Below are 25,580 nucleotides of genomic sequence, written 5' to 3' on the forward strand. Positions count from 1 at the left end.
CCAGGGTTGGCCCCAGTCAGCACCGTCGGTACGGAGCGGACCGCCAAGCAGCTCCGTCACCATCGCAGCATCAGGGGAGAACCATGTCCGAGGTCCAGGGCCGGCCGGCCGGCACGATGAGCACCGAGCGCAGATACGGCATCGCGATCTCGGTCGCGCTGATCCTCGGCGGTGCGTACTGGGCCCTGACCGGGCTGACCGATGACAGCAGGTCCAGCCAGGGGTCGTATCCCGTGCAGGACGGTGCGATCACGATCCAGGCCGTGTCGGCGGATGTCGACCTGGTCACCGGTGACGTTTCCGAGGTCACCGTGACCAGGAAGTTCAACCGGAACCTGTTCGGGTCCGACCCGAAGGAGAAATACAGCGAGGGGAAGCTGGAGCTGAAGGACACCGGCTGCGGGTTCCTGTCGTTCGGTTGCGACACCGACTACCAGATCACCGTGCCGAGGGATCTCAAGGTGACCATCGAGAGCAGCAGCGGCGATCTCAAGGTGTCGGATCTGTCCGGCGGCGCGACGGTGAAGACGTCGTCCGGCTCCATCGAGATCCACCACGCGGGCGGCGAGGTGGAGTTGAGGTCGTCGTCCGGCGACATCGGCGGCGACGGCTTGACCGCGACCGGCGTGACGGCGCAGAGCAGCTCCGGCGATATCGAGCTGGCCTTCGACGGCCCACCGCAGAAGGTCGATACCCAGTCCAGCTCCGGCAACATCGAGATCCAGCTGCCGGCCGGCGCCGAGACGTACAAGGTCGACGCCGACACGAACAGTGGTGACCACACGGTCGAGGTGAAGACAGACCAGGCATCGGCCCGCGAGATCAAGGCGAAATCGTCCTCCGGCGACACGGTCGTCGAGTACGGCAACTGACGCCGCCAGAGCTCGCCGACGGGGATCTCGTCCCCGGGTCCCACCCGGTACGCCGTACGCCGGAGCGCCTCCCGGGGGTTGACCGGGGGGAGCTGGGCTGCATGTCCTGAGTAGTCTTGCGCGCATGCCTGACGACAAGCCCGTGCCGCGCGGCCTGCTGGTCGACTGGGGTGGAGTGCTCACTTCCGGTCTCGACGAGGCTCTGCGCCGCTGGGCCGAGCTGGACGGCCTCGACTTCGACGCCTACTACCGGGCGATGGTCGGCTGGCTCGGCGCCAGCCCTGCCGAGGCCGAGATCAACCCGATCCACGCGCTGGAGCGCGGCCAGATCGCCGTACCGGACTTCGAGCGCAAGCTCGCGGCCCTGCTGGTCCGCGAGGACGGCACGAACGTGCCCGCCGAGGGACTGATCGAGCGGATGTTCGCGCATTTCGAGCACCAGCCGCAGATGTCGGCGCTGATCCGCCGGGCCAGGGTGATCGGCATCCGCACGGCGCTGCTGTCGAACTCGTGGGGCAACTCCTATCCCCGCGAGACCTGGGACGGGATGTTCGACGACATCGTCATCTCCGGCGAGGTCGGCCTGCGCAAGCCCGAGCCGGAGATCTTCCTGCTCGCGGCCGAGCGGATCGGGCTGGCCCCGGCCGAGTGCGTCTTCATCGACGATCTCGAGCTGAACATCGCCGGCGCCCGCGAGCTGGGCATGATCGCGGTCCACCACACGTCGTACGAGCAGACGCGGCAAGAGCTGGAATCGGTGTTCGGAGTAGATCTGACGTGAGTGTGTCCACCCCTGTACGAACCGCCGACCCGCGCCGGATCGTCATCGGCATCCTCGTCTGTGCGGCGCTGGTGGCCCTCGGCGCCTGGGCGTACGGCCTGTTCGACGGCATGATCGACCTGCGCGTCTACCGGATGGGCGGCTCGGTGCTGCTCGACCGCGGTTCCCTGTACGACGCGAAGCTGGCCGGCTCGGGTCTGCCGTTCACGTACCCGCCGTTCGCCGCGATCGCGATGCTGCCGCTGGCGGCGGTTCCGTGGGGCGTCGCGCTGGTGCTCTGGACGACGCTCTCGGTGCTCTGCGTCGCCGCGATCTGGCGCAACAGCCTGCCCGCTTCGGCGTGGGCGTACTTCCCCGAGCGGAAGCGCGTGCTGGTCCTGGTCGCGCTGACGGCGGCGTCGCTGCTGCTCGAGCCGGTCTGGCAGACGATCCAGTTCGGCCAGATCAACCTGTTGCTGACGGCAATGATCCTGCTGGACCTGATCCGGCCGGCCGGGGCGAAGTGGCGCGGATTCTGGGTCGGCGTGACGATCGGGGTGAAGCTGACGCCGCTGCCGTTCCTGGCGTTCCTGCTGATCACCAAGCAGTGGCGCGCCTTGCGCAACGCAGTACTGGGCCTGCTGGCAACGATGGCGATCGGGTTCGCCGTAGTACCGAACCAGTCGTGGCACTACTGGACTGTGGTCATCCGCGACGCGAACCGGGTCGGCGGGCTCGCCTACACCGGGAACCAGTCGTTCATGGGCTTCCTCAGCCGGCTGGGGAACGAGGCGTCGTGGGTGGAGCCGACCTGGTTCTTGCTGTCGGCGGTGTTCGGCCTGGCGGTGCTGTGGCTGGCGCGGCGCTTCTGGCTGGCGGACGAGCGCGTCACGGCGATCTCCGTGATGGCGCTGGCCGTCCTGTACGCGTCGCCCGTCTCGTGGAGCCACCACTGGGTCTGGATCATCCCGCTGGGCGTCAGCCTGATCCGCGCGGTCAACCGCCAATGGGGCCTGAACCCAGCCGTCGTCACCGGCGTCCTCTGGTACGGCCTGTTCGTCCTGCGCTCGATCTGGTGGGTGCCGTTCCGCGACGACCGAGAACTCTCCTGGACCTTCTGGCAATCCATCCCCGGCAACTCCCACCTGATCCTGGGAATGCTGGCCTTCCTGCTACTGGCCTTCACCAGCCGCAACCTGCCTAAGCCGTCAGCTCCCGCAACGGCCCGGCAAGCCTGACTGCCAGCGGATGCCCAGCCAGGCAATGGTGCCTGGAAAGGGTGCGGGACTGGTGGGATTGAGCGTGAGCGTCGCCGCGTGAGACGACCACTGCCTGGCTGGCAGTTCGCTTCAGAGCGATGACAACTAGTGGACGCTTTCCCCCGTAGTACCTAAGCGGAAAACAGCAAGAGCAACCCGCCGACTGTGTAGCCGACCATGACCACCAGCAAGGGGAGTTGGCCGGCAAGGGCTTTGTGGCGGGGGAAGAGGGCTACGGCTCGGTCGTGCGCGGAGATGACGCCCATCAGGTGACCGCCGACCACTGCGAGCACCTGGATGACGGCGATCGATGTGCTGTGGTTGGTGATCGACGTGTTGAGGCCGAGCAGACCGGTGCCGAAGATGTTGGCGCCGTTGCTGAGCGGATCGCTGAGGTAGATCAGGGTCCGTTGGCCTTCGAGGATGAGCAGCGTGAGGTAGTGCGCCACGACGTACCCGAAGGCGATCGGTACGACGGAGTGCCCGAACAACCCCGGCAGCGCCCGACGCGAACTGTCGGACAGCCGCCCGGCCAGCAGCGTGGCGCTCGAGTACGTCACCAGGACGAACATGATGAAGCAGATCAGCGCCAGGGTGCCGAGCGTCGTCATCGAGTAGTCGGTGTTCTGGGCCCAGCCGATCCACGTCGTCGAGTTCGAGAATCCGTCGTACGCCGTGGAGCCGAGGAGCGCCGCGACCATGCCGACGAGGCCGGGCTGTGGTTTGAGCCCGTCCAGGTTCTCCAGCGGCCGGCGGATCACCAATGAGCCGTCGGTGCGACGACCCCACGGGGACAGCCGCGACATCAGCGCGGCGTAGACCTCGAACGGGTCAGCGGTTGAGAACCATCGATCGCCGAACAGGATCGCGCCGAACATGGTGATCACGACGTACAGAGCCAGCCAGCCTTGCAGAACAGGCAGCGTGGCGCGGTCGGGCGCGACCAGCTCGAGCCAGGTGAAGGCGAAGATGCCGAGCGCGGGCCGGCCACAGACCGAGCCAGGACGGCAGCTCGAACAGACCCTTCGACGGCGGCTGCCGCATCGCCTTGCTGAGCAGGAGATGCAGCGTTCGGAGCGGGTTCAGGGTGCGCCAGACCGGTCCGAGGACGAGCGAGATCGGCACCAGGCCGACCCAGACCAGGATGTAGATGAACCCGAAGATCGGGTTCGTCAGCCGGTCGACGCCGAACAGCAGCGAGACCATCGCGTACAGGAAGGTCGCCAGTCCGACGATCCGGACGAACCACCGGAACCCCAGCGAGTCGACGGTCCGGGTGATTGCAGCCGGCAACGGCTTGCCGGCGGCGTTGCCACGGTACTTCGGGTTGCGCCACGCGAGACCGAGGATGACGAACGACAGCGCGATCGCCACCCCGGCGCCGCCGACGGCCAGGCCGAACGGGATGGGCAGATCCTGTCGGCCGCCGATTCCGTGCAGCGGCAGGAGTAGAGGTGTCACGGCCGGGTCAGGAGACGACGAGCTTGGCGACCAGCTTGCCGCTCTTGTGCGTCTCGACCTCGAAGGTGCCCTTCATGTTCGCGGTGAACTTGACCGACTGCAGCTTGCCCGGCGTGAGTTCGAGCTCCTTGTCGTAGCCGTGGATGTGCAGTTCCTCGGCCACGTCCGAGACGGCGGTGACGAGCACGCTCTGGCCGGCCTTCACCTTGATGCTGGCACCGTTCGGGCTGACCTTGCCGTTGGCAACGGTCACGTTGACGGTGACGTCGGCCTGCTCGCCGGACGGGTCGGCGGTGTTCGACGGCGTGTCCGTCTTGGGTCCACCCGGGGTCGGCGCCGAGGTCGGGGCGGAGGTCGGGACCGACGTCGGCGTGCTCGACGGGTTCGTGCTCGGGCTCGAGCCGGCGGGGGAGTCGTCGCCGCAGCCGGCCAGGACCAGCATGCCGAGGGCGGGCAGGAGCGCGAGCGCGGAGCCGCGGGAGAGCGTCGAACGCATGAGACGAGGGGCCTTTCAGCAAGTCGGTTCAGAGTGCAGGGCGTGGAACACGCCCCCTTGCCTGACGAACGCGCGACGTCCAGTGTTCCCGGTATGCACCATCGGTCCTGTCACGATCGCTCCAGTGCCTGCCCGCCACGCTGAGCCAGTGTCGCAGCAGACTGTCCGTGGACCCGGTTAGGGTGACTGAACAAGAAACCTGACAACGGAGGGGGAGGACCCGGATGCCGGACCGGTTGACGTCGCTGGATCTGACCTTTCTCAAGACCGAGAGCCCGGCCACGCCGATGCATGTCGGCACGGTGGACATCTTCGAGCCGCCGGTGCACGGTGACGACGGGTTCGACTACGAGAGCCTGGTCGCGCTGATCCGCGACCGGATCGCCTTCGTCCCGCGGTACCGGCAGCGCATCCAGCAGATCCCGGGCCGGTTCGCCGGGCCGATCTGGGTGGACGACGAAGACTTCGACATCACTTTCCACGTACGCCGGTCCGCCCTGCCGCGGCCCGGGACGCACGCCCAGTTGCTGGAGCTCGTCGCCCGGATCATGTCCCGGCGGCTGGACCGGGCCCGGGCCGCTGTGGGAGATGTATCTGGTCGAGGGTCTGCAGGGCGACCGGTTCGCGATCATCGCGAAGTCCCATCAGGCGCTTGTCGACGGCAACAGCACGGTCGACATCGGCCAGGTGGTCCTGGACGCGACCGCGCGCCCCCGCGACACCCCGACTGACACCTGGCAGCCGGCACACCCGCCGTCCGCGCTGGAGCTGCTGGCAGGCGTCTTCGCCGACGCGACCCGCGGCCCGAACGCGGTCCTGGAGCTGGCGCGGGCCGAGATGGCCAGCCTGACCGGGTCCACCTCGGTTCGTGAGGTGCTCGGCGACGTGGTCGGCTCGGTCGTCGCGCAGCGGCACGTCCAGGAGTCTTCGCTGCATGTGAAGACGTCGGGGCAGCGCCGGTTCACGACGGTGCAGACGGAGCTCGAGGACTACCGGACGGTCCGGGCGATGCACGGCGGCACGGTCAACGACGTGATCCTCGCCGTCGTCGCAGGCGCGCTCCGGGCCTGGATGATGACCCGCGGCGAGTCGGTCAGCCCGACCCGTGGCGTCCGCGCGGTGGTCCCGGTGAGCATCCGCGACGACGATGACGAGGAGCCGACCTCGCTCGGTTCGACGGTGATCGCCTCGACGGTGAACCTGCCGGTCGGCGAGAACTCTCCGGTGATGCGGCTGCACCAGATCTCGTACCAGACGAAGGTCCACAAGGACACCGGTCGCGCGGTCAGCGCCCGCTCGCTGGTCGGGATCGCCGGCTTCGCGCCGACCACCCTGCACGCGCTCGCGGCCCGGGTCGCGACGGCGACGGTCAGGCCGATCGACGACGTGGTGATCACCAACGTGCCCGGGCCGCAGTTCCCGCTGTACGCGCAAGGCGCGCCGATGCTGGCGTCATACCCGGTGGTGCCGTTGATGCCGGGGCAGGGTCTGTCCGTCGGCGTCACGTCGTACGACGGCAAGGTCTCCTTCGGGCTGAACGCGGACCGGACGGCGATGCCGGATCTCGTCGTGTTCGCCCAGTGCGTCACCGACGCGCTGGACGAGTTGCTGGATACCACCAAGGGGAGCCGGAGCCGTGCGTCCCGCGGCCGGAAGAAACCTCGCAGTCCGAAGAAGGCAGGCTCATGAGGGTTTACATCCCGAGTACGCTCCCCCTCCTCGATCTCGCCTGTCACGCGGGTGAGTTCGGCCCGGCGCCGCTGACCGCGTACGCCGTGACGCCGGCGCTGCGCGAGTGGTTCGCGGCCAGTGACGACGAGGAGCTGGAGTATGCCGCGATGGCACAGGCGGCCAGAGCATCCGTCGGGCTGCTGGCGGCCGATCCGGGCGCGGCACGGAGGCGGGTAGTGGTGGCGTGCGAGGTGGGGGCAGTCCCGCCGGCCAACGGCACGGTCCAGCTGGGCGACGCTCGGCTGGAGTTGCACGTGGTGGTCCCGTGGACGGCCGTCGCGGCCGTGCATCTGGATGCCGCCGGAGCCGTCGAGGTGGTCGGCAAGGGCGCGGACAGTTGGGCCGTGGCTCACGGTGACACCGCGAACGAGGATCACGACGACGCGGTCTTCGCCCTCGACTCGTGCGAAGGTGAAGACCTGTTGTGGTACGCGACGCAGGAGATCCCCGATCTCCTCGCCGCCGAGGGACCGCACCGCGGTCTGCGGGCCTGACGGCCGAGCGCTGGACCGGACGAGCTGAGCAAGGGAGCTGATGGCGATGCAGGCGATCTGGAAGGGTGCCATCTCGTTCGGGATGGTGACGATCCCGATCAAGGTGTTCTCCGCGACAGAGGAGAAGGACATCTCGTTCCGTCAGGTGCACGTCGCCGACGGTGGCCGGATCCGGTACAAGCGGGTCTGCGCCGAGTGCGGCGAAGAGGTGCCGTACTCCGATATCGGCAAGGGCTACGAGATGGCCGACGGCCGGATGGTGGTGCTCGAGCCGGACGACTTCGCCGACCTGCCGCTGTCCAGCAAGAAGGTCATCGACGTACTGGAGTTCGTGCCGGCCGACCAGGTCGACCCGCTCTACCTCGGCAAGTCGTACTACCTGGCCGCTGACGGGGGCCCCGGCGCCAAGCCGTACGTGCTGCTCCGGGATGCGCTCGAGGGCTCCGAGCTGTATGCCCTGGTGAAGGTGGCATTGCGGTCGCGCGAGAGCCTCGGTCTGCTCCGGACCCACGACAACGTGCTCGTCCTGCAGGTGATGCTGTGGCCGGACGAGGTCCGCGACTCCTCGTTCGCGGCGCCGTCGGAGGACGTCGAGATCCGCAAGCAGGAGAAGGCGATGGCCGAGTCGTACATCGACACTCTGCGTGGCGAGTTCGACCCGGACCAGTACCACGACGAGTACCGCACCGCGCTGGAACAGGTCGTCGAGGCCAAGGCCGCCGGCGTACCGATCCCCGAATCGGAAGAGGAAGAGACCGAGGGCGCCGAGGTCGTGGACCTGGTCGCGGCACTGCGCGCCTCGGTAGAAGCCGCCAAGGCCCGCCGGGCCGGTGGCGGCACAGGCGGCGGCGGCAAGGGCAGCACCGAAGCGGACGAAAAGCCCGCGGCCAAGAAGGCCCCCGCCAAGAAGGCCGCAGCCAAGAAGGCCGCAGCCAAGAAGACCGCGGCAAAGAAGGCAGCCAAGAAGTCCGCCTGACCTGACGCAACTTTCGTGGGATCGCGCGCATCGTGATGGTCAATGGGAAAGGACTATCACGATGCGCAACCTGGTGCGGGCGTTGCTCGCTGTGTCTTTGACTGTCGGGCTGTGCACCGGGATGACCGGTACTGCCTGGGCGGTCGACCTCGACCGGATTCCGACCCGCCCACCCGCCATCCAGGTGCTCGGCGCTTCGGCGGCCGGCGTGCTTTACCGGGTCCACGCGGCGGACCAGGACGCGTCCGATCAGACAACCTGGGTCAAGCCGGCCGGCGGACCGTCGTACCAGGTGCCGGATTCGTTCGACCTGCTCTCCGGGAGCCGGATCTTCAGCTCCGACTATGGGACCCAGAAGGTCAGCTACCAGGTGATCGGAACACCGGCCACCCTCACCTGCGAGCTGCAACGTCGGCTGGCCGCGGCCACCTCGTTCGGCTGGATCAGCGAGGACGGCGATCGGGTGGAGATCGGCTCGTCCGGCTGCCAGGTGACCGCTCAGTTGCCACGCCAGGGGCGGATCGTCGCCGCCGACGACCTCGGCTATGTCGAGCGCCGCGACCTCGACGACCAAGGCACCAGGACGCTGGCCTACTACTCGTACGCCGATCCGGCGCATCCGCGGCTGATTCCCGCCGGTGACTACAACTGGTGGATCGAGGCGGTGTCCCTGAGTGGGCCAACGATCACCTGGCGGGCCTTCAACCGGGTGAACCCGCCGCTGCGTTCCTATCTTGTCCGGGCGAAGACCGACGGATCGTCGACGGTTCTGCTCGACACGTACGACGGAGACATCGCGTCGACGGCGATTCTGGGCGGGTCCACCGGCTGGACCGCCTGCGGCGGCAGCGGCAACACCACGTGCGCCAGTGGGTCGATCGACGCGAACGGCACCCACCATCGGTTGGGCGAGACCCAGTCCGTGGTCAGTGACGGGGCCCGGTTCGTCTTCGACACGCACGGAACGGCGGATGCGATCGATGCGGCCGTCGCGGTCGACGCGACGACCCCGCGGACCCGGATTGTCTCGGTGCCGTACCTGCCGCCGCTCGCCACCGGCGTCTCACTCGGAGCCGGAGGAGTCGCCTACTTGGACAACCAGGTGCCGGCGTACGCCGTCAATCGACGCGCGTACAGCAAATCCGGGACCACGATCACGCTGTCCAGCCAGATCCGGGTCGCTCAGACCAGCCGCACCAACCAGAGTGTGTCCCGCGACGGACGGCGGACGGCGTACCTGGACTCGGGCGGCGATCTCTGGCTGGCCACTGACGACGGTGTTCGGACGCGGGTTTTCGACTCGGCTGTGACGGTAGCTGTCGCGGGTGGGCGCATCCAACTGTCCGGTACCCGGTTGCTGTGGTGGCGGGCGACCTATCGCGGACAGGTGTGCGACCAGGTGAGCTGTTTCCCGGACTACGACCCAGCTGTGGCGATGCTCTATAACGTTGGCACCGGGGTGAGTTCGCAGGTCAACGGACCGATCGGCTCCAAGTCGGCGGCGCTGTGGGGAAGCTACCTGGCGTACGCCGACACCGGGCAAGGGATCTGGCGGCGGGATCTGTCCAGCAATGCGCTCGTCCAGGTGAAGGCGGCCGGTGGGCCGGAAGTAAACAGCGTAGCCGTCCACGACGACTACGTTGCGTGGTCGACGTGCGCGCAGGGCACCTCCAACTACTGCGGCCCTTCTACCGTTGCCTTCCGCAACATGGCCACCAGGACCGCCGCCGTACGCATCACCACCACCAGCACGCTGCGGATCGCGCTGTCTGGCGGCCATGTCCTGTTCGACGACTATGTCGGCAACTTCCCACAGACCGGGGTCCTCAAGGTGCTCCGGCTCGGCACGACGGCAACCGGCGTGGTCGGGTCTGTCAAGGCCGGCACCCTGTTCGACGTCCATGACGAGACACTGGGCTGGGTAGGTGCGGACGAGGTCGCCCGGATCGGGACGAATTCCTCTTTCGTCGCGCCGCCGCGCTTCCTCGGCAACACGATCGGTACGGCGTCGTTCACGCCGTCGGCCGGGAGTTGGACGCCGGAGTTCCCGATCAGCAAGGCGTTGACCTCGTGCAAGTTGACGATCAGGTCCGGTACTACGGTGCGGCGGGTGCTGACGTGTCCGACGGCGGTGGGGTCGGCTCGTCCGAGTTGGAATGGGGTCGACTCGGCTGGTCATCTGGTGCCGAAGGGCACCTATTCGTGGACTCTTGCGGCCGGTGATTCCGACGGGACTCTTCGCTGGTGGACCAATGCGACCCATCCGATCGCGGGCACCGTCCGAGTCACCTAGGTCGCATCGATGATTGCCTTGTGCAACTGACTTTCGGGCGGAAACAGAAGAGGGCAAGGAGATGTTCTCCTTGCCCTCTTCAATTTATAACGTAAGGGGGGACTTGCCGCAAGGGCCGGGTTCTGCCGGAGAATCACCCCCCGAACCGCGAAGGCGGTCAAAAAATAGGCGATCAACCTTGGGGGTCGCATGTTCGACGTGATCATTGCCGGTGGCGGGCCGACCGGGATGATGCTGGCCGGGGAGCTCCGGCTGCACGGTGTGAACGTGGTGGTGCTGGACCGGGAGATGGAGCCGACCAAGCAGGTTCGCGCGCTCGGGATGCACGCGCGCAGTATCGAGGTGCTGGACCAGCGTGGTCTGGTCGAGCCGTTCCTCACGATCGGTAAGACGTACCCGGTCGGAAGTTTCTATGCCGGTATCGGCGCCAAGCGGCCGGTTCAGCTGGACACCACGCATCCCTACACCCTCGGTATTCCGCAGACCACGACCGAGCGGCTGCTGACCGAGCACGCGATCGCGCTGGGCGCGGAGATCCGGCGTGGCTGCGAAGTGGTCGGAGTGAGTCAGGACGACGAAGGCGTGACGGCCGAGCTGGCCGACGGCACGCAGTTGCGCTCGCGCTACCTGGTCGGCTGCGACGGCGGTCGCAGTACGGTGCGCAAGCTGCTCGGCATCGGCTTCCCGGGAGAGCCTGCCCACCACGAGTGGCTGCTGGGCGAGATGGAAGTGACCATGCCCGCGGAGGAGCTGACCGCGGTGGTCACCGAGATCCGCAAGACCAACCTGTGGGTCGGCGCGGGGCCGTCGGGCAACGACGATCTGTGGCGCGTCGTCGTACCGGCCGAGGTGGTGGCCGAGGATCGGGCCGTCCCGCCGACGCTGGAGGAGATGAAGCAGCAGTTGCAGCGGTACGCCGGGACCGACTTCGGCATTCATTCACCGCGGTGGCTGTCCCGCTTCGGCGATGCCACCCGGCTGGCCGAGCGCTACCGGGTCGGCAGGGTGCTGCTGGCAGGCGACTCGGCGCACGTTCACCCGCCACTCGGCGGACAGGGCCTGAACCTCGGGATCCAGGACGCGTTCAACCTCGGCTGGAAGCTGGCCGCGGCGGTCGCCGGGTGGGCGCCGGAGGACCTGCTCGACAGCTACCAGACCGAGCGGCACGCGGTGGCTGCCGAAGTACTGGAGAACACCACGGTTCAGGGCGAGCTGATGTCGACCGACCGCGGTCCGCAGGCCGTCCGGCGGTTGATCACCGAGTTGCTGGACATCGAGGGCGTGCACCGGTTCCTGATCGAGAAGATCACCGGACTCGGGATCCGCTACGACTTCGGCGCGGGGCCTGAGCTGCTCGGCCGGCGGATGCGGGACATCGAGCTGAAGGACGGTCAGCTGTACGCACGGATGCACGAGGGCCGTGGACTGTTGCTCGACCAGGGCGGCAGGCTTTCGGTGGAGGGCTGGGCGGACCGGGTCGACCACGTCGTCGATGTCAGCGAGGAGCTGGAGGTGCCCGCCGCGCTGCTGCGGCCGGACGGTCACGTCGCGTGGGTCGGTGAGGATCAGCAGGACCTGCGCACCCACCTCACGAAGTGGTTCGGCGCCGCCGGCTAGCAGGAAGGGTGCACCGGCTCGGGCCCGCCCGGCCGGGCCGGTGCACCACCCTGATTCTGCCAGGGGTGTAACGATGGTTGATAATTACCTGACCGGACCAGTCGGGTTCGTGGTCTACGGGTTCCGCGTGGCAGCATGAGGAGCGCGACCGTGCCGTGGGCGATCCCCGCCGCACCCCGCAGACCAGACCCCCGGCGTACACCTGAGCTGATCGAGGAGCCCCGCGAAATGGATGCCGTCACCGCTGTCCCGACGCCCGTCAACGAGACCGTCCGGGGCTATGCGCCCGGTTCGCCCGAGCGGGGCAGCCTGGAGGCGAAGGTCAAGGAGTTCAACGCGGCCGGGGCGATCGACCTGACCTGCACGATCGGTGGCGAGCAGCGGCTCGGCGGCGGCGCGCGGATCGACGTGGTCCAGCCGCACAAGCACGCCCACGTGCTCGGCACCCTGGGCAACGCCACCGAGGCCGATGGCAAGGCGGCCGTGGACGCGGCGATGGCAGCGGCCCCGTCCTGGCGCGCGCTGTCCTTCGACGACCGCGCGGCGATCTTCCTCAAGGCGGCCGACCTGCTGGCCGGCCCGTGGCGCGACACGCTCAACGCGGCGACCATGCTCGGCCAGTCGAAGACGGTCCAGCAGGCCGAGATCGACGCGGCCTGCGAGCTGATCGACTTCCTGCGCTTCAACGTCGCGTTCGCCCGGACCATCATCAACGACCAGCCGATCTCCTCGCCGGGCATCTGGAACCGCACCGACTACCGCCCGCTCGAGGGCTTCGTCTACGCGATCACCCCGTTCAACTTCACCGCGATCGCCGGCAACCTGCCGACCGCGCCCGCGCTGATGGGCAACACCGTGGTGTGGAAGGCGTCCCCGACGCAGCAGTTCGCGGCGCACTGGACGATGCGACTGTTCGAGGCGGCCGGGCTGCCGGGCCGGCGTGATCAACCTGGTCACGGGCGACGGCATGGACGTCAGCAAGGCCGCGCTGACCCACCCGGATCTGGCCGGTATCCACTTCACCGGCTCGACCAAGACCTTCCAGAGCCTCTGGGCCACGGTCGGCCAGAACATCGCCGGCTACAAGACCTACCCGCGGCTGGTCGGCGAGACCGGCGGGAAGGACTTCATCCTGGCGCACCCGTCGGCCGACCCGGCCGTGGTGAAGACCGCGATGGTCCGCGGCGCCTTCGAGTACCAGGGCCAGAAGTGCTCGGCCGCCTCACGTGCGTACGTCGCTCGCAGCGTCTGGGCCAAGATCCGCGACGACATCGCGGCCGAGACCGACTCGCTGACGATGGGCGACGTCGCCGACCTGTCGAACTTCATCGGTGCCGTGATCGACGACCGCGCCTTCGCCAAGCACAAGTCGGCGCTCGACCGGGCCCAACAGACCGACTCGATCGAGGTGCTGGCGGGCGGTACGTACGACGACAGCGAGGGGTACTTCGTTCGGCCGACCCTGCTGGTCACCGACGACCCGACCGACGAGATCTTCACCACCGAGTACTTCGGTCCGATCCTGGCCGTGCATGTGTACGAGGACGGCGACTACTCGAAGGTGCTCAAGCAGATGGAAAGCGCCGCGCCGTACGGGCTGACCGGTGCGGTCATCGCGCAGGACCGGCACGCGGTCGCGGAGGCGAGCGAGTTCCTGCGGTTCGCGGCGGGCAACTTCTACGTCAACGACAAGCCGACCGGCGCGGTCGTCGGGCAGCAGCCGTTCGGCGGCGCCCGGGCCAGCGGCACGAACGACAAGGCCGGCTCGATGTGGAACCTGATCCGGTGGGCCAGCCCGCGCTCGATCAAGGAGACCTTCACCCCACCCACCGACTACCGCTACCCCCACCAGGGCTAAAGCCTTGAAGGCAAGGAAAGCGTGATGGTGTGTTCCCACCAGGGCTAAAGCCTGGAGGGAAGGAAAGCGTGATGGTGTGTTCCCACCAGGGCTAAAAGCCTGAAGGGAAAGGAAGGCGTGAGGTGTAGCCCGCGCCTTCCTTTGGGTTTGCCGGGGTTAGTGGGTGCCTAGGCCTCGGCGGACGGTGATGTAGAAGGTTGTCATGTCGTCGATCAGGGTTTCGAGTTCGCTGGCTGACTTCAGGTTGGCGTCCAGGAGCCAGTCCGAGATCAGGTCGAAGAGGCCGCCTACCAGGCCGATGGCGACGGCGTGGCGCATCCGCTTGTCCGCCGCGTCCTGTTTGGCCGGCAGAACCCCGTCGTACCGGTCCCAGATACCTTCGAGGAAGTCGCCTGCCCAGCGGCGGTTGGTACGACGCTGGCGTTCGACCGTGGATGAGATCCCGGCCGCGATGCCGAAGGTGACCCTGGCGACCCGGGGGTCGTCCATCAGGCCGTGCGCGAAGGCGGCGATGAGAGCGGGCAGCGCCTGCTTCTCGTTGCCTGCGCCTTGGCGGGCAACGGCGACCATCTCCTCCTCGAGCCGCTCGGACGTGCGCTGCAGCAAGGCGAGATAGCAGGCTTCCCGGTTCTCGAAGACCTCGTAGAAGCTCTTGGTGCCGATGAACGCCGTACTGCAGATCTGCTCGATCGTCGTGTTGATGTAGCCGTTGGCCGCGAACAGATCGAGCGCGGTGTCGAGGAGTTGCTCGCGGCGTTCCGCTCGGCGCTCGTCCGCGTCCAATCCTCTGATAAGTCGCCCCATGTGTGCAAATTACCCGGCTATGAACCAAGGTAACCAATCGGTCTGTTATGAACACGAGCGCTTGTTCATAACCTGAACTCGTGCTCGACTGTCAGTCAGCTTGTCACTACCCTAAGGCACGGTCAATCGACCGTACGTACCATCCTCCGGAGCCGTCATGAGCACAGTCCTCAGGCGAGCCGTTTTGGCCTTCCTGGCCACCGCGATGCTTGCCACCTCAACAACCGCCGCGACCGCCGTCGCCCAGGCAACTACGACAGCCGCGCCCTCGGCCGGCTTCGACGACTGGTCCTGGAAGCCGTCCGCCGCGCATCCGGAACCGCTGGTCCTGCTGCACGGCCTGGGCGGTAATGGTCCCGGTAACTACTCATACCTCGGTCCGTACCTCGCGGCCAAGGGCTACTGTGCGTTCACAGTGACTTACGGTCAGGCAAATCCGGCGATCCCCGTCGGCGGCACGGCGTCCGTGGTCCAGTCCTCCGCCGAGATCGAGGCCTTCATCGACCAGGTCCGTACGTCGACCGGTGCTGCGAAGGTGAGCATCGTCGGGCACTCGGAGGGTGGCTTCCAGAGCATCTACGGGCCGAAGGTCCGCGGGTACGCCGCCAAGGTGGCGAAGGTGGTCGCGCTCGCGCCGCCCACGCACGGTACGACGTTCGGCGGTCTGGTCAGCGTCGGCGACTATCTCGGGCTCCGGCCGCTGGTCGACCAGGTGCTCCGCGACTACGGCTGCCCGGCCTGCGACGAGATCATCGTCGGTGGTTCCGCGGTACAGAAGCTGACGGCCGGCCCGATCGCCCAGCCGGGGGTGAAGTACACGGTGATCGCCTCTCGCGTCGACCTCTTGGTGACGCCGCACGAGACGTCGTTCATCCGTGAGCCGGGGGTCCGTAACGAGTTCGTCCAGGACACCTGCCCACTCGACCTGGTCGGCCACGTCGGCCTCGCTTTCGACCCGAGCGTGGCGCAACTGGTCGCGAACGCACTCGACCCCGCGCACGCCCACTCGGTCATCTGCGCCTTCGGCCCGCCACTCTGAGGCCCCCACACCGCTTGCGTCCGAAGAGTCGAGGGTCCTGACCCTCGACTCTTCGGACGCAAGAGATTGGTTAGGCGGTGTGGTGGAGGAGGTACTGCTGGGGCGGGCCGATCAGCAGGGCGGTGCCGCAGGCGACGCAGATCCATTCGCCGGCGGGATCGTCCAGCGGGTGGTCGGCCGCCTCGACCTGCTCGAAGAGCATCACGGCGTCGCAGAACACGCAGTACTGGGTGTCTTCCGACTGCGTGAGAGTCCGGCGTTTCCGCATGGCAGGCTCACCTCCGGTGGCAACTCGTCTTCCTCAGAGTGTCACCGGAGTACCCGGCTGCCGTGCAGCGACACGGCCCTCACCAGGGGCCGGCCGCCGAGCGGTCAGTTCGTGCCCTCATGCCAGTCGCGGCCGAGCTCGTGCTCCTTCTGCAGGCCCTTGCGGATCGCCTCGACGACGAACGGCTCGATCTTGCGGCCGATCAGCGGCACGGCCACCTTCACGTCGAGGTTGATCGCCTGGACCGTCTCGCCACCGGTGGAGCTGATCGTGGCGGTGCCCTTGAGCGTGACCGGCGTGTTGGCGATCTCGCCCTTGACGTCGGCGTTGCGGGAACCGTCCGCGTTCGCCGGGTGCCAGGTCTCGGTCTGGACGACGGTCAGCGTCTGGCCGACGAACTTCCGGGCGATATCGGGCACGTCTTCGGACGGCATCTCCCGCTGCACCCGGACGACGGTGTCGCCGCCGGACTCGCTGACCTTCACGTCGTACGACAACGCCTTGGTCTTCTCGCAGGCCTGCTCACGAAAGGTGGCGTCGGTGACGATGGCGAATACTTCCTCAGGGGTCGCGTCGTACGACGCCGACATCTTCAGCTCCATGCCGCACATCATGGCATTACCGACCAGTCACCCTCCTCGCTCGGCCGTGGCCAGGGAAGGAAAGCGGGAGGGGTCGCCGCTCACCAGCCGCCGGTGGCTAGTCGCAGATGTCGGTGCGGTGGGTGGACACCTTGAGATCGGGCGGCTGCAGTTCGGTTAGATCGCGATGCCGTGGGGTGTGTACGGCGCCTCCAGGCGGACGATCTCCTCGTCGGTCAGGTCGAGGTCGAGGGAGGCGATGGCGTCGTCGAGGTGCTCGGGTTTGGTGGCGCCGATGATGGGGGCCGAGACGGCCGGGTGCTTGGAGACCCAGGCGAGTGCGACCTGGGCGCGCGGTACGCCGCGATCGGCCGCGACCGATGCGACGGCGTCGACGATCTCCGGGTCGCTGGAGTTCTGCCCGTAGAGAGACTGCGACCGCGCGTCACCACCCGAACGGTTGGTGCTCGCGTCATCCCAGTCGCGGGTCAGCCGGCCGCGAGCGAGCGGGCTCCAGGGAATGACGCCGATGCCTTCGTCGAGGCACAGCGGCAGCATCTCCCGCTCCTCTTCGCGGTTGAGCAGGTTGTAGTGGTTCTGCATCGTCACGAACCGCGCCCATCCGTTGGCCTTCTGCAGATGCAGAGCCTTGGAGAACTCCCACGCAGCCATCGACGACGCCCCGAGGTAGCGCACCTTCCCAGCCCGTACGACGGAGTCGAGCGTCTCCAGGATCTCTTCCAGCGGGACGCTTCGGTCCAGTCGGTGGATCTGGTACAGGTCGACGTAATCCGTCCCGAGCCGGGTCAGGCTGGCGTCCAGTTCGGCCAGGATCGCCTTGCGGGACAGGCCTCCGCCGTTCGGCCGGCCAGGGCGCATCGTGCCGTGGACCTTGGTGGCGATCACCACGTCGTCGCGGTCGGCGAAATCGTTCAGCGCGCGGCCGACGATCTCCTCGCTGGAGCCGGCGGAGTAGACGTTGGCGGTGTCGAAGAAGTTGATCCCGGCATCGAGTGCCTGCTTGATCCCGGCCCGGCTGGCATCCTCGGGCAGGCTCCAGGGCTGGCCGCCACGCGAGGGTTCGCCGTACGTCATGCAGCCGAGGGCGATCGGGGAGACGTCCAGGCCGGTGCTGCCGAGCTTCACGTACTTCATCTGCTGGGAACTCCTATACTCATAAACGGAGTCGAATCCGGTTGATTCCAGGATAGGTCGCCGGGAGGCCGGGCCACCGAGGGAGGTCACTATGCGGGCAGACGCGCAGCTGAATCACGAGAGGCTGCTGGCGGCGGCCGCTGCGACCTTCGCCCGGGATGGTGCCGACGCGTCGCTGAAAGACATCGCGAAGGAGGCGGGGGTCGGGATCGGAACGCTCTACCGGCGGTTCCCGACCCGGGAGATGCTGGTCGAGGCGACGTACCGCAACGAGACGAGCAGGCTGGGCGAGGCGGCTCCTGAGCTGCTCGAGAAGCTCGATCCGATGCCGGCCCTGCGGACCTGGATGGATCAGTTCGTCGCCTACATCGCGACGAAGCACGGCATGGCCGAGTCGCTCAAGGCAGTGCTCGACGACGACCGCCGGCTGGAGTCGCGGCAGTTGCTGGCCGATGCGCTCGGCGTACTCCTGCGGGCCGGGATCGAAGCAGGTGCCCTACGCGACGACGTACCCGCCGAGGACGTGCTGATGGGCCTCGGTGGCATCACCCTGATCGCCGATGGCGATCGAGCGCTCGCGGGTCGACTGTCCGAGCTGCTGGTCGCCGGTCTGCGCAACTGACCAACCGACCCGCGCCGCCGGTGCCGACCGGACCTAGTGCCCCGAGTCCGAAGTTCTTTGACGTGGACCGGCGCCCAGGCACGCACCTCGGGGCACTTGAGAATCATCCACGATGCTTCGCATCGAGGACGCTTCTCAAGCACCCCGATGCACGCACCTGAACACCGCCCACTGTCAAACAACTTCGAACTCGGGGCACCAGTGCCCCGTGTCGAGATCAGGAAATAGATCTGATCCTTGAAGTCGATGGAACCTGGTCGTGCGAAGCTGACAACCTCTCGCCCGGGAGTCCCGTATTCATCGGTGACGGGACGATCGAGGGGGTCGGATAGCCACAATGGGACGCGACGAACAGTTCAGTGAGTACGTCGTACAACGAAGAACGCAGCTCCGGCGGATCGCGTACCTGCTCTGCGGGGACGTGCACAAGGCCGAGGACCTGGTCCAGACAGCCCTGATGAAGCTGTACGTCGCCTGGCCGCGCGTGCAGCGGGCCGGCAACGTCGACGCCTACGTTCGCCGCATCCTGGTGAACTCCGGCATCGACGAGAGTCGCCGGCCGTGGCGCCGGGAGGAAGCCGGGCTGGAGGGCCTGGATCCGCAAGCGGTGCAGGCCCCGGCGGTCGAGGACAGAACGGCGCTGATGGACGCATTGGCGACGTTGCCCATCGGCCAGCGCCGGGTGGTGGTCCTGCGGCACTTCCTCGGGATGTCGATCGAGGAGACGGCCGGCGACCTCCAGTGCAGCCCAGGCACGGTGAAAAGCCAGAACTCGCGCGCTCTTGCGCGCCTCAATGACTTGCTGGCCCCGCAGTTCGGGGCGATAGGAGGAACTGACCGATGATCGACGAGAAACTGCAAGAACGCCTCGCGGCGGCCGCGGCCGCGCAAGATGATCTGTTGCCCAGAGCACTGGAAGAAGACCTGGTCGGCGGACGTCGCCGACTCCGACGACGCCGGCTACTGACAGGCGGTGGCGTAACCGCCGCGGTGGCAGCGGTCGCAGTACTTGGTGTCGGAGTGACGAGCTGGCTGTCGCCGAGCGCGAGCCCGCTGCCGGACAGCGGGCCGGTCGCCGGCCAGTCGTCGGCAGCCCCGAGCGTGCCGCCGACCAGCATCGGACCGGGGCCTGACACCACCGGCGACCTGCCGGTGCCAGTGGAGTCCGGGCCGCCGGTGCCCGGCCCGGACGCGGTGTTCAACCAGAACCTGGCCGCCGCGCTGTACGCGCACCTCGATCCCGCCAGGAGACACCTGGACTTCGGCTCCGGTGGTTTCACCGTCGACCGCCAGCTGGGCACGATCCTGAGCGGCGGTAAGCGGATCGGCTGGCGGATGCCTGGTCAGATGGGCGCCGAGGGGATCGTCGCGCTGTCGGTGCAGCCGGCGAAGCAGAGGCCGGATCCGTGTGGATCCCACCCGGATGTGCGGGTGATCTGTCATTCGGTCCAGCTGCCGAACGGCCGGACGGCGCAATTCGGTCGCAAGGGCGACTTCGCGGATGTGCTCTACCAGCAGCCGGACGGCGAGTGGATCAGTGTCCATGTGAGCACGTTGTTCGGCAACAACACCGAGATCCCGGTCCACGACATGGGGATCACCGACCAGCAGTTGCTGGCGCTCGTCCAGGACAGCCGACTCAGTCTGCCGAAGCTGACCAAGGGGGAGCAGTCCAGCGAGAACGCACTGAAGGGCTTCTATCCGTCAGCGAAGGAGTTCCGTGCCGCCATCGTCCGGGCTTTGCCGGGTAGCACGCTCACCGGTGGTCAGCTGCAGAACGTCACGGAGGAAGTCTCCTACGAGATGACATGGCGCAAGGGTACGGCGACGGCGACCGTCGACGTCGGCGTCGACGCGAGGACTGCCGTCAGCCCCTGCCGTGAGGAGCTCTCGATCCTGACCGACTGCCACGAGGTCACCCTGCCGAACGGAAAGAAGGTGCAATTCGGCCAGCGGGCGATGACGTACCAGGGCGGCCCGATGTACGTGATCGGCGGCACCTACCTCCAGCCGGACGGCGACTCCGCCCATGTCCGCGTCCTGTACCCCGGCAAGAAGCTGCCGGCCGACGCGATCACCCAACAAGAGATCACCACCCTCCTCACCGATCCCAAGCTCGACAAGTAGCAGGACGTCCAGGCGTCCGGTCAGGGCTTCAGGCTCTGGCCGGACGCTTCAGCGCGGTCAAGTACGCGGGGTGGCGGCGAGGAGGGCTCCAAGGGCGCTGGCCTGGGTTCGCCAGTCGTGGGGGTTGGTGCCTTGGGCGGCCCAGCGTTGGCCTAGGTGGTTGAGGGCGTCGTGGTCGTGTTGCCAGATGGAGTCGGACTGGCGTTGGGCGTAGGTGCGGTAGGTGGCGTCGCCGGTGGTGTCTGCCAGGTCCATCAGGTAGCGCATGAAGATGCCTTTGAATTGTTTCGCGTTGTCGTCGCAGGTTGCGGAGCCGATGTCGCAGGCTTCGGCGAGGATTCCGCCCGGGCTCAGTGCCGAGGTCATCGCTGCGTCGCCGAGTTGCCGGGCCTTCGTGAGGAGCGTGCTGTCGCCGGTCGCGCGGTACAACTCGAGTGCGCCGCCGATGGCTAGGCCCTGGTTGTAGGTCCAGACTGTCTGGCCGTTGTTGGCGCAGGAGCCGGTGAGGCCGTCGTTGACCAGGTTCGACGAGTTGATCATTCCGCTGTTCTTGAACCAGTTCCAGCCGGTCGTTGCCCGTTGCAACCAAGTGGTGTCGCCCGGCAGTCGGTTGTGCAGGGCCGCGGTCATCCGGATGTAGAGCCCGTTCGTGATCGCGTTCTTGTAGGTCCGCTCGCGATCCCACCAGACACCACCGCCGCAGCTCCCGGTGTCCCAATAGCCCTGGACATAGTTCGCGATCGTCCCCGCCATGTCGAGGTACTTGTGATCCCCGGTCAGGTCGTACGCCTGGATCCAGGCGATGGCCCACCACTCGGTGTCGTCGATCGCGCGGCTGATGAAGTTGCCCTCCAGCGCGTCACCGCTCTTGACCCCGGCCGCGAAGACGCCCTTGTTTTTCGTGAAGATCTCGTCGACCATCCAGCGCAGGTCGGTGCGACGAGTGCGCTGCTGGTAGTCGAACAGCGTGGTCGCGGCGACCGCGGAATTCCACCAGCTCGACAGCCACCACGCGGTGTCCGGCTGATAGGAGTAGACGAGCGCGTCAGCGGCGGCACCAGCCCGATCCGACGCCGGCCTCGCCCACGCAGTACAGGCGCCGTTCTGTCCTTCGACGGCACGACCACAAGCCCGTACTGCGCCGCCCGCCAACCGCGATTTCGGATCGGTGGTGGCAAACAGTTTCGTCTTCACCGAGGCAGCCCCGGTCGCGACGCTGAGTCGGCCGAGGGACGATCCGCCGGCCCAGGACGCACCCTCGTTCCAGGAACGGTCCAGCCAGACCTCGTCGCCGGCCGTGCCGGTGTCCAGGGCCGCCCAAGCCATCCCGCGATTGTCGAAATGCAGAGAGATCCGCCGGTTCGCGAGCGTCGCCGCGCCGATCGGCTGGTTGTCTCCCACGGGTCCGTCGCTGCCGTCACAAGCCGCAGCGCAGACGGCCAGGTGCACCCAGGAAGTGCAGTCGACGCCGCTCGCGTCACCGCAGGCACGGATCAGCCCGCGCCGATGTCCGACCGGGTCCGCCAGGTTGTACATCAGCGTCCGCGTACCGGTCCAGGTCGACGGGATCGTTGCTTTACCCAACAATCCGTCCCAGGTCGCGCCGCCGTCCCAGCTGCGGTCCAGCCAGACGGCGTTACCGGCCGTCCCGTTATCGATGCTGCCCCACGCCATCGCGTCCTTGTCGGACACGTGCAACACGACCCTACGTCCGTTGATCACCTTCTCCGGCACGGGAAACGTCTCTTCCTGCGCCCGCGACGGATCGAGAGTGTCGCACGAGACCGAGCAGACGGTCGCCGCGGCAGCCTTCGGTACGGCGTACGCGGTCTGTTGTGCGGCCGGCGTCAGGGTGGCCGCTACCAAGGCGGCGATCAGCAGTCGTCTCATGGTCAGCCTCCAAGTCCGGCCTGGTCGGCCCAGGTCGTGTCGGCGTCGTAGCTGCTGCCGCCGTCCCAGGCGTTCGCGCCGCCGTTCGTGGCGATGTAGACCAGCTCGCTGGCATGCCGCACGTAGTACGTGGGGTAGTTGATCGATTGGAGCGACACATTGCCGGCTCCGCCGGCCCGCGGCGGCTGGGCGCAGAAGGTGGCGTCCTTCTGGAACGTGGCCGTGCCGTCGCTGGTGGCCTTGGAGAGCCGGTAGTTGCTGTGCCTGAGGTACTGACCAGGGAAGTTCAGCGACTCGAGCGAGTAACAAGTGCTGTCTGCCAGACCAGGCCGGATCACGAAGCTCGCGTCCCGCCGGTCGGTGAGCGAACTGTTCGCGTCGATCACGTCAGTCCGGGCGTTGCCGTCCAGATGACGGAGCACTCGGTTGGTGAAGCCGGCCGTGGTCACGCGGAACGTCCGGACCTGCCCGACACTGAGGTCAGCGCCGCTCTTCCACCAGGTTGGTACCAGGTTCCAGGTGGCGTCGTCGCGGTACGAGCCACCCGTGTCGGCGTCGAGCCAGACCTCGGAGTTGCGGTGCCGTAGGAAGAAGCCGGGCCGGGCCGCCGACTCCAGCGACGTACCGCCGCCGCTCAGACCAGGGCGAGTGCAGAACGTGGCGTCGGCCGCGAAGGTGCCACCGGAGTTGGCCTCCTTGTAGATGCGGAGGTCGCGCTGGCGCAGGTACTGGCCGGGGAAGTTGCGTGACTCGAACGAGTAGCAACCACTGTTCGACAACCCGGATCTGACCCAGAAGCTGGCGTCCTGCTTGAGACCTTGGTTGCTGTTGGCATCGACGACCTCAGTACCCGCGACGCCGTTGACATGCCGGAGATAGCGGTTGGTGTAGTTCGGGGTGGTGACCCGGAACGAGACGAGCTTGCCGGTCGGCAGCTTGGTTCCGTTGGCGGCGGCGAGGACGCGGAGGTTCACCTCGCGGACTTTGGCGAAGTCCATCTTGTGGACCTGCCGGTCGTAGGTGAAGAACCCGTTGATCTCGTCCTCGACATCGGTCGGTTCGGTGTAGACCGATCCGGACAGGCCCGACCCCGTGATGAGGTCAGGTAGCTGATCGGCGACCTGGACATAGCGGTTGGTCAGCGCCTCGGACGTCGGCAGCATCTCGTACGCGAAGGTGTCGCCGGTCGACCACTCGTGCCCGGGTACGTGCAGCCCGAGGCCACCGAACTCGCCCAGTTGCAGGACGCGCGTGGACGAGGGCGCTCGGGCCACCGCCGGCCCGACGTACATGTGGTCGTCGATGATGTCGCCGTTGCCGGGGTCGGGATCGGAGTCGCAGCAGTTGGAGCCCGAATTGTGGTTGACGAGTCTGGTCGGGTCCAGCGACTTCACCAGGTCGGTGATCCTGCCGGCCTGGAATTCGCCCCAGCCTTCGTTGAACGGGATCCACTGGACGATCGAGGTGATGCCCTTGTGGTTGTCGACCATCCGGCGCAGCTCGGTCTCGTACCGCGCTTCGCCGGTCGCCGACGCGTTCCGGCCGGCCACCAGCGCCGGCATGTCCTGCCAGACCATCAGGCCGAGCTTGTCGGCCCAGTAGAACCAGCGGGCCGATTCGACCTTGATGTGTTTGCGGACCATGTTGAAGCCGAGTGCCTTCTGCTGTTCGAGATCGAAGCGCAGGGCGTCGTCGGTCGGCGCGGTGTAGAGGCCGTCCGGCCAGTAGCCCTGATCGAGGGTGCCGAGTTGGAAGACGAACTTCCCGTTCAGCGTCGGCCGAAGTACGCCGCCCAGCATCGCCTTGCCGACCGACCGCATCCCGAAGTACCCGCCGACGGCGTCGCTGCCGAGGGTCACCTTCAGCTCGTAGAGGAAGGGATCGTCGGGGGACCAGAGCCTCGCATTCGGAACCGGCACCCGGAACTGAGCACCGGTGGTGCCGCTCGCTTCACCGACGACCTGGCCGCCGGACAGGACCTGCGCATGCACGCTCTGCCCAGCGGATGACCCTTGTACTACGAGGTCGAGCCCGCCTGCGGCCACATTCGGTGTGGTGTCGAGCCGGGTGATCCGCGTCGCAGCCGTCGGCTCCAACCAGACCGTCTGCCAGATGCCCGAGGACGGCGTGTACCAGATGCCGCCGCGGTTCAGCCGCTGCTTGCCGAGCGGAATGTCCTGGGTGTCGACCGGCGCCCAGACGCCGACGATGATCTCGTTCGACCCGGCCCGCAGCGCGGACGTGATGTCGTACGAGAACGCGTCGTAGCCACCCTCGTGGCTGCCGAGCAGCGTGCCGTTCACCCACACCTTGGACTGCCACATGACGGAGCCGAAGTTGAGCTGGACGTGCTGGCCGGACCAACTCGCCGGCACGGTGAAGGTCCGCCGGTAGTACATCCGCTCCTCGTGCCGCTGGATGCCGGACAGTGCCGATTCGATCGGGTAGGGCACCAGCACCTCTTCGGCCAGGTTCGACCCGGTCGGCGGACTGTCGAGGGTGGCAGCCGGCGCGAACTGCCAGACCCCGTTGAGGCTCTGCCAGTCGGTCCGGGTCAACTGCGGGCGCGGGTACTCCGGCAGCGGATTGGTCACCGATACCTGGTTGGTCCACGGCGTGGTCAGCCGCGGCGGCTTCGGGGTGAACGCGGTCGCGGGCAGTGCGGTGGTTGCCGAGAGTGTTGCCAGGAGCAACGAGATGAACAGGATCAGCCAACGTCGCATGTCGTCACCCGACCTGTACGCCGGTAGCGACCTGGCCGAGGCCGATCCAGCCGCCATGGCCGTCACCACCTGCCCAGGAGTACACGGTCGCCGCGTTCGTTGCCGGATCGACCATCGCGTAGTCGGCGTTGCCGTCGCCGGTGAAGTCGCTGAACGAGACCCGGTCGGCCGTCGTGGTCAGCCCGGTCGCCACCTTGCCGAGCAGAAGCCAGCCACCTCGGCCGTCGCCGCCACGGTTGAGGTAGCTCTGCACGGATCCGTCGGCCGCGATCGTGCTGTAGTCCGCCCGGGTGTCTCCGTCCAGATCGGCGAACCGCACGGTCGACCGGATGGTCGTCGTACCGGTTGCCACCTGGCCGAGAGCCGACCAGTTGTTCACGCCACGGTTGAGCCATACCTGGACGGCACCGGAGGCCGCGATCGTCCAGTAGTCCGTCTTGCCGTCGCCGTCGAAATCCGCGAACCTCACCTGCGCCTGATCGGTGGTCACTCCGGCGGCGACCTGGCCGATCGACGACCAGCCACCGCGGGCCGTCGCCACCACGGTTCAGCCA

Annotated in this window: 24 protein-coding genes and 1 pseudogene; 15 read left to right on the plus strand and 10 right to left on the minus strand. The window is 67.4% G+C overall.

All coding sequences use genetic code 11. From position 1 onward, the window contains the following. The first annotated feature begins 83 nt into the window (after positions 1 to 83). The 3 genes from F1D05_RS27895 (at position 84) to F1D05_RS27905 (ending at position 2,870) form a co-directional block, all read left to right on the plus strand. Positions 84 to 872, plus strand: coding sequence for a DUF4097 family beta strand repeat-containing protein (locus F1D05_RS27895; RefSeq protein WP_185443421.1), 789 nt, complete (start codon positions 84 to 86; stop codon positions 870 to 872). A 124-nt stretch (positions 873 to 996) separates the two neighbouring features. After that, entirely contained in the window at positions 997 to 1,653 is a 657-nt protein-coding gene (locus F1D05_RS27900; protein ID WP_185443422.1) for an HAD family hydrolase, read from the plus strand. A gap of 2 nt (positions 1,654 to 1,655) precedes the next feature. Then, positions 1,656 to 2,870: a glycosyltransferase 87 family protein gene (locus tag F1D05_RS27905; protein WP_246486030.1), complete on the plus strand. Its 1,215-nt coding sequence runs from the start codon at positions 1,656 to 1,658 to the stop codon at positions 2,868 to 2,870. Positions 2,871 to 3,022: 152 nt separating this feature from the next. Here the strand turns inward: F1D05_RS27905 and F1D05_RS41025 are convergent, their stop codons facing one another. Genes F1D05_RS41025 through F1D05_RS27915 form a run of 3 tightly spaced genes read right to left on the minus strand, consistent with a single transcriptional unit; the run spans position 3,023 to position 4,848 of the window. Beyond that, positions 3,023 to 3,778: a hypothetical protein gene (locus tag F1D05_RS41025; RefSeq protein ID WP_246486031.1), complete on the minus strand. Its 756-nt coding sequence runs from the start codon at positions 3,776 to 3,778 to the stop codon at positions 3,023 to 3,025. Then, positions 3,723 to 4,352 (minus strand): hypothetical protein, encoded by a 630-nt coding sequence (locus F1D05_RS41030; protein WP_246486032.1) that lies wholly within the window; start codon positions 4,350 to 4,352, stop codon positions 3,723 to 3,725. The genes F1D05_RS41025 and F1D05_RS41030 overlap by 56 nt, the downstream gene beginning before the upstream one ends. Before the next feature lie 7 nt (positions 4,353 to 4,359). Continuing rightward, entirely contained in the window at positions 4,360 to 4,848 is a 489-nt protein-coding gene (locus F1D05_RS27915) for a cupredoxin domain-containing protein (protein WP_185443424.1), read from the minus strand. A 224-nt stretch (positions 4,849 to 5,072) separates the two neighbouring features. Here F1D05_RS27915 and F1D05_RS42240 point away from each other — a divergent pair, with 224 nt between their 5' ends. The 8 genes and pseudogenes from F1D05_RS42240 to F1D05_RS42255 all read left to right on the plus strand — a co-directional run bounded on the left by F1D05_RS42240 (position 5,073) and on the right by F1D05_RS42255 (position 13,817). Beyond that, positions 5,073 to 5,579 carry a wax ester/triacylglycerol synthase domain-containing protein gene (locus F1D05_RS42240; RefSeq protein ID WP_281388765.1) on the plus strand — a complete coding sequence of 169 codons (507 nt, stop codon included), beginning with the start codon at positions 5,073 to 5,075 and terminating at the stop codon, positions 5,577 to 5,579. Beyond that, complete coding sequence (locus F1D05_RS42245) at positions 5,479 to 6,537, plus strand: WS/DGAT domain-containing protein (RefSeq protein WP_281388995.1); 1,059 nt, start codon at positions 5,479 to 5,481, stop codon at positions 6,535 to 6,537. The genes F1D05_RS42240 and F1D05_RS42245 overlap by 101 nt, the downstream gene beginning before the upstream one ends. Continuing rightward, on the plus strand, positions 6,534 to 7,073 hold the full coding sequence (locus tag F1D05_RS27925) for a DUF6912 family protein (RefSeq protein WP_185443425.1): 540 nt from the start codon (positions 6,534 to 6,536) through the stop codon (positions 7,071 to 7,073). Before F1D05_RS42245 ends, F1D05_RS27925 begins: the two co-directional genes overlap by 4 nt. Before the next feature lie 46 nt (positions 7,074 to 7,119). Beyond that, positions 7,120 to 8,049 (plus strand): Ku protein, encoded by a 930-nt coding sequence (locus tag F1D05_RS27930; protein WP_185449537.1) that lies wholly within the window; start codon positions 7,120 to 7,122, stop codon positions 8,047 to 8,049. 61 nt (positions 8,050 to 8,110) lie between these two features. Continuing rightward, the gene (locus F1D05_RS27935; RefSeq protein WP_185443426.1) at positions 8,111 to 10,342 is read left to right on the plus strand and encodes a hypothetical protein; all 2,232 of its coding nucleotides are present in this window, start codon (positions 8,111 to 8,113) and stop codon (positions 10,340 to 10,342) included. Positions 10,343 to 10,531: 189 nt separating this feature from the next. Then, positions 10,532 to 11,959: a rifampin monooxygenase gene (gene rox, locus F1D05_RS27940; protein ID WP_185443427.1), complete on the plus strand. Its 1,428-nt coding sequence runs from the start codon at positions 10,532 to 10,534 to the stop codon at positions 11,957 to 11,959. 228 nt (positions 11,960 to 12,187) lie between these two features. After that, a pseudogene (locus F1D05_RS42250) lies at positions 12,188 to 12,823 on the plus strand (aldehyde dehydrogenase family protein); the annotation flags it as partial. Positions 12,824 to 12,899: 76 nt separating this feature from the next. Continuing rightward, the gene (locus F1D05_RS42255; RefSeq protein WP_281388766.1) at positions 12,900 to 13,817 is read left to right on the plus strand and encodes an aldehyde dehydrogenase family protein; all 918 of its coding nucleotides are present in this window, start codon (positions 12,900 to 12,902) and stop codon (positions 13,815 to 13,817) included. A gap of 156 nt (positions 13,818 to 13,973) precedes the next feature. Here the strand turns inward: F1D05_RS42255 and F1D05_RS27950 are convergent, their stop codons facing one another. After that, positions 13,974 to 14,621, minus strand: coding sequence for a TetR/AcrR family transcriptional regulator (locus tag F1D05_RS27950; RefSeq protein WP_185443428.1), 648 nt, complete (start codon positions 14,619 to 14,621; stop codon positions 13,974 to 13,976). 157 nt (positions 14,622 to 14,778) lie between these two features. On the opposite strand from F1D05_RS27950, the gene F1D05_RS27955 reads away from it, so the two are divergent. Continuing rightward, complete coding sequence (locus F1D05_RS27955; protein WP_185443429.1) at positions 14,779 to 15,660, plus strand: alpha/beta fold hydrolase; 882 nt, start codon at positions 14,779 to 14,781, stop codon at positions 15,658 to 15,660. Positions 15,661 to 15,730: 70 nt separating this feature from the next. On the opposite strand, the gene F1D05_RS27960 is transcribed toward F1D05_RS27955, so the two are convergent. The 3 genes from F1D05_RS27960 to F1D05_RS27970 all read right to left on the minus strand — a co-directional run bounded on the left by F1D05_RS27960 (position 15,731) and on the right by F1D05_RS27970 (position 17,664). Then, on the minus strand, positions 15,731 to 15,928 hold the full coding sequence (locus F1D05_RS27960; protein WP_185443430.1) for a hypothetical protein: 198 nt from the start codon (positions 15,926 to 15,928) through the stop codon (positions 15,731 to 15,733). A gap of 104 nt (positions 15,929 to 16,032) precedes the next feature. Continuing rightward, a complete protein-coding gene (locus F1D05_RS27965) occupies positions 16,033 to 16,530 on the minus strand; it encodes a DUF2505 domain-containing protein (RefSeq protein WP_185443431.1) in 498 nt (165 codons plus the stop codon). A 156-nt stretch (positions 16,531 to 16,686) separates the two neighbouring features. Further along, positions 16,687 to 17,664: an aldo/keto reductase gene (locus F1D05_RS27970; protein WP_185443432.1), complete on the minus strand. Its 978-nt coding sequence runs from the start codon at positions 17,662 to 17,664 to the stop codon at positions 16,687 to 16,689. Between the two features lie 91 nt (positions 17,665 to 17,755). On the opposite strand from F1D05_RS27970, the gene F1D05_RS27975 reads away from it, so the two are divergent. From F1D05_RS27975 to F1D05_RS27985, 3 genes are all read left to right on the plus strand, one after another. Further along, positions 17,756 to 18,286 carry a TetR/AcrR family transcriptional regulator gene (locus F1D05_RS27975; protein ID WP_185443433.1) on the plus strand — a complete coding sequence of 177 codons (531 nt, stop codon included), beginning with the start codon at positions 17,756 to 17,758 and terminating at the stop codon, positions 18,284 to 18,286. 337 nt (positions 18,287 to 18,623) lie between these two features. Continuing rightward, positions 18,624 to 19,130, plus strand: coding sequence for a SigE family RNA polymerase sigma factor (locus F1D05_RS27980; RefSeq protein WP_185443434.1), 507 nt, complete (start codon positions 18,624 to 18,626; stop codon positions 19,128 to 19,130). Beyond that, positions 19,127 to 20,413, plus strand: coding sequence for a hypothetical protein (locus F1D05_RS27985; protein WP_185443435.1), 1,287 nt, complete (start codon positions 19,127 to 19,129; stop codon positions 20,411 to 20,413). The genes F1D05_RS27980 and F1D05_RS27985 overlap by 4 nt, the downstream gene beginning before the upstream one ends. A 57-nt stretch (positions 20,414 to 20,470) precedes the next feature. Here F1D05_RS27985 and F1D05_RS27990 read toward each other — a convergent pair whose 3' ends face one another. Genes F1D05_RS27990 through F1D05_RS43190 form a run of 3 tightly spaced genes read right to left on the minus strand, consistent with a single transcriptional unit; the run spans position 20,471 to position 25,570 of the window. Further along, the gene (locus F1D05_RS27990; RefSeq protein ID WP_185443436.1) at positions 20,471 to 22,303 is read right to left on the minus strand and encodes a glycoside hydrolase family 76 protein; all 1,833 of its coding nucleotides are present in this window, start codon (positions 22,301 to 22,303) and stop codon (positions 20,471 to 20,473) included. Between the two features lie 2 nt (positions 22,304 to 22,305). Further along, the gene (locus F1D05_RS27995; RefSeq protein WP_206685852.1) at positions 22,306 to 25,083 is read right to left on the minus strand and encodes an AbfB domain-containing protein; all 2,778 of its coding nucleotides are present in this window, start codon (positions 25,081 to 25,083) and stop codon (positions 22,306 to 22,308) included. Beyond that, positions 25,031 to 25,570 carry an FG-GAP repeat domain-containing protein gene (locus F1D05_RS43190; protein WP_428995040.1) on the minus strand — a complete coding sequence of 180 codons (540 nt, stop codon included), beginning with the start codon at positions 25,568 to 25,570 and terminating at the stop codon, positions 25,031 to 25,033. The genes F1D05_RS27995 and F1D05_RS43190 overlap by 53 nt, the downstream gene beginning before the upstream one ends. Between the last annotated feature and the right edge of the window lie 10 nt (positions 25,571 to 25,580).

Source organism: Kribbella qitaiheensis, assembly GCF_014217565.1.
GTDB classification, from domain to species: Bacteria; Actinomycetota; Actinomycetes; order Propionibacteriales; family Kribbellaceae; genus Kribbella; species Kribbella qitaiheensis_A.